This is a genomic window from Bradyrhizobium sp. (genome assembly GCF_049581145.1).
Taxonomy (GTDB): domain Bacteria; phylum Pseudomonadota; class Alphaproteobacteria; order Rhizobiales; family Xanthobacteraceae; genus Bradyrhizobium.
This window is the reverse complement of record NZ_JBAURI010000824.1, coordinates 1-3,553: the sequence shown is the minus strand read 5'-3', so window position 1 is coordinate 3,553 and position 3,553 is coordinate 1. Positions and strand designations below refer to the sequence as shown.

4 protein-coding genes and 1 pseudogene are annotated in these 3,553 nt (G+C 65.3%); 2 read left to right on the top strand and 3 right to left on the bottom strand.

Annotation, left to right across the window (positions count from 1 at the left end; translation table 11 throughout):
- Both WCB02_RS27000 and pyrE read right to left on the bottom strand, forming a co-directional pair.
- On the bottom strand, window positions 1-673 hold a 673-nt coding region (locus WCB02_RS27000), incomplete at its 3' end, for a DUF2865 domain-containing protein (protein WP_423962812.1).
- A gap of 261 nt (window positions 674-934) precedes the next feature.
- On the bottom strand, window positions 935-1,498 hold the full coding sequence (pyrE, locus tag WCB02_RS26995; protein WP_423962811.1) for an orotate phosphoribosyltransferase: 564 nt from the start codon (window positions 1,496-1,498) through the stop codon (window positions 935-937).
- A gap of 218 nt (window positions 1,499-1,716) precedes the next feature.
- On the opposite strand from pyrE, the gene WCB02_RS26990 reads away from it, so the two are divergent.
- Window positions 1,717-2,343 (top strand): glutathione S-transferase family protein, encoded by a 627-nt coding sequence (locus WCB02_RS26990; protein WP_423962810.1) that lies wholly within the window; start codon window positions 1,717-1,719, stop codon window positions 2,341-2,343.
- Between the two features lie 80 nt (window positions 2,344-2,423).
- Window positions 2,424-2,730, top strand: a pseudogene (locus WCB02_RS26985) (GIY-YIG nuclease family protein).
- Window positions 2,731-2,794: 64 nt separating this feature from the next.
- On the opposite strand, the gene WCB02_RS26980 reads toward WCB02_RS26985, so the two are convergent.
- On the bottom strand, window positions 2,795-3,430 hold the full coding sequence (locus WCB02_RS26980; protein WP_423962809.1) for a LysE family translocator: 636 nt from the start codon (window positions 3,428-3,430) through the stop codon (window positions 2,795-2,797).
- Between the last annotated feature and the right edge of the window lie 123 nt (window positions 3,431-3,553).

Genomic DNA, 3,553 nt, shown 5'->3' with positions numbered 1-3,553 from the left:
CCTTCATCTCGCCCAGCCGGGTACGAAGTTCGGCGGCCAGTCCGGGATAGGCGGCGATCGGTGTGAATTCGGCGCTCGGGCCATTGCCGATCCTGGCGCCGGAATAGGCGACGAGGCCATTGGTGGTCGCGATCACGTCGCCGGGCCGCAGCGAGCTGTCGAGGGTGAGATCGATGGGCGCAAGGCCCGCCGGGTCGCGGCCGTTGCAGGTGCAGTCGCCGCGCAGGGCTGTGCGGTAGGCAAAGGCGTTCTCGCTGTCGGCATAGCGCTCGCCGCTGGCGGCCGTGGCGCTATCGATGCTGGAGCCGAAGAAAACCCTGGTCGGGCTTGCCGGGCAAAATGCCTGGCACATCTGCGCCGGCGAGGCGTTGCCGCGCAGCAGCGGAAAATACCTGCCGTCGCAGCTTCGCACGCAAAACGCAGGTCCCGAGCTTGCCACGGCCGGGCGGCCTAGCGCGCCCGTTGCTTGCGGATTATTGCCGAGCGGATCGGCGGAGAAGCTCGCCTGCGGCGCGGTCTTTTTCCGCTGCTGGTTCTGCGCACCGCCGAAGAGGAAATCGAACAGCCCTTCGGCTGTGGCGATGTCCGGGGTCAGCGCCACCAGGCCTGAGATCGCGGCGGCCGCCAACGCCACCGCGCGCCGCCCGCGTCGAAACCGCAAACTGGTCCGCAAACGCCCGCTCCACCCCACGCAACCGCACCTCCTTGGGGCACTAGCGCGCCGCCCCCAGGGTCGGCCTGAACCTAACGTGGGGATGGTAAACGCGCGGTGAGCGCACTGTGGATGAGCGAAGAAATGAGGGCGTGGCGCTGAAGCGAGTCCGCGCGCGGCTGATCCGGAGCCAGAGCCAAACCGATGGCTTAGATCTCGGTTCGGGTCCCGGCTCCGCGGCGCGCCACTTTGGCACACGCCGCGTCCGCGACACCGCGCGGGTCACCTCTGCAGGAACTCGGTCGCCTTGTAGAGCGCGTGGAAGGGGAGGCCGGCCTGCGCGAACGTCTCGCTGGCGCCTTCCTCACGGTCGACCATGGTCAACACCAGCGCCACCTCTCCGCCGGCCTCGCGGACCGCTTCGACCGCCTTGAGCGCCGAGCCGCCGGTGGTGGTCACGTCCTCGACGACCACGATGCGCTTGCCTTGCAGGCTCTCGCCGTTGGCCAGCCCCTCGATTGCGAGCCGTGCGCCATGCTCCTTGGGCTTCTTGCGCACGAAGAAGGCCGCAATCGGGTGACCCTTGATCCAGGAGATCTGCGCAATCGCGCCCGCCAGCGGCACTGCGCCCATCTCCAGCCCGCCGATGAAATCGTAGCTGCCGTCCTTCAGCGCCTCATAGGTCAGCTCCGCCAGCAGCGTGGCGCCCTCGGGGTCGAGCATGGTCGGCTTCAGATTGAAATAGAAATCGCTCTTGCGCCCCGATGCCAGCGTGATCTCGCCGCGGCCGAACGAGCGCTTGCGGATGATCTCGGCGAGACGGGCGCGGGAGGCTGATTTCGACAAGGTTGTTTCCAAATGTCCAAACGGAATCGCAATTTACCGGCGGATCGCCGCACAATCCAGCGCGGATCAGGGACCGTCAACAGCAGGGAGAGCTGATACCTCTCCCGTCGGCCGCTTACAGGTTCGGGCTCGGCCTCGCAAGCGCGGAACCCATGTTTTGCCGACGCAGCGCCTGGATGCTAGACACGTCGGCCTGAACAAGAGCTGAAGGAGTTTGGATGACCATCGAACTTCACACCTGGAACACGCCGAACGGCCGCAAGATCTCGGTGGCGCTGGAGGAGATGGGGCTGCCCTACCGGGTGATCCCGGTCAACATCACCAAGGGCGAGCAGATGGCGCCGCAGTTTCTGGCGATCAGCCCGAACAACAAGATCCCCGCGATCGTCGATCCCGAGGGGCCGGAAGGCAAGCCGGTGAGCGTGTTCGAATCAGGCGCGATCCTGCTCTATCTCGGCGAGAAGACCGGTAAATTCCTGCCGGTACCGCTGATCGAGCGGATTCCGGTCTACGAATGGCTGATGTGGCAAATGGGCGGCTTCGGCCCGATGCCGGGTCAGGTGCATCATTTCATCGCGCTGGAGAACGAGCACGACCGAGCCTACGGCCTGAAACGTTACATGGCTGAGACCCGCCGGCTTTACGGCGTGCTCGACCGTCGCCTCGCGGATCGCGAATATGTCGCAGGCGCCCTGTCGGTCGCCGACTTCGCCATCCTCGGCTGGGCCTGGCGCCACCCGCGCCACAAGGTCGAGCTGTCGGATTTCCCTCATGTCAAACGCTGGTACGAGGCGCTGATGGCCCGCCCGGCGGTCAAGCGCGGCATGGAGGCAAAGCTGGACTGAGGTAGCTGATGCGCCGGCGCCCAGCACGCTCCCGTCATCGCCCGGCGTGACCGGGCGACCCAGTATCCCAGAGACGTCAGTTGAAAACGGGCACCTTCTACGTCTGCATCCTCGCCAGCCGCATCGGCGGTACGCTGTACGTCGGCGTTACCAACGATCTCCGTCCGGCGTGTCACCGAGCACCGCCTGAAACGGGTGGAAGGGTTCACGAAGAAGTACGAAATCGCAAGGCCGGTCTATTTCGAACAATTCGATGGCATCGAAAACCCGATCAGGCGCGAGAAGCGGCTCAGGAAATGGAATCGAGCCTGGAAGATTTCGCTGTTCGAGAAGGACAATCCCAACTGGATTGATCTTTATCCGGAGATTGCCGGCCGCAACGGATAGGCCTCTGGAATACTGGGTCGCCCGGTCAAGCCGGGCGATGACAGTGATTGTTTGGCGACAGCGCTCACCCCCGCCGCGCCTCGACCGCCATCCGCACCGCGAGTCCGGCGAGCACGGTGCCCATCAGCCAGCGCTGCAGCAGCGCCCAGCCTGGCCGCGTCGAGAGGAACAGCGCGATCGACCCTGCCGCGAGCGCGATCATCGCGTTGACGCTGACGCTGATCGCAATCTGGATCGAGCCGAGCGCCAGCGACTGCGTCAGCACGTTGCCCGCCGCGGGATCGATGAACTGCGGCAGCAGCGCCAGGTACAGCATCGCGATCTTGGGGTTGAGCAGATTGGTGACAAAACCCATCGCGAACAGCTTGCGCGGGCTGTCCACGGCAAGCTTCCTCACCTGGAACGGCGAGCGGCCGCCGGGCTTGAGCGCCTGCCACGCCATCCAGAGCAGATAGGCCGCGCCAGCGAAGCGCAGCGCGTCATAGGCGTAAGGGATTGCGAACAGCAGCGCGGTGATGCCGAACGCCGCGCACAGCATGTAGAACACGAAGCCGAGCGCGACGCCGCCGAGCGACACGACGCCCGCCCGCGGCCCCTGCGTGATCGAGCGCGAGATCAGGTAGATCATGTTCGGCCCGGGCGTCAGCACCAGGCCGAGCGAGACCAGGGCGAAGCCGAGCAGGGAGGCAGCGTGGGGCATTTGTGGGACTCGGAGGAAGACTTATGTCGACTTTCTACCGCGAGCTGCGCCGCGGGGCCATTTCGAAGATGGCATGGATGCTGGTCGAATATGTCGGACGACTTGTTGCCGTCAACTTACTCG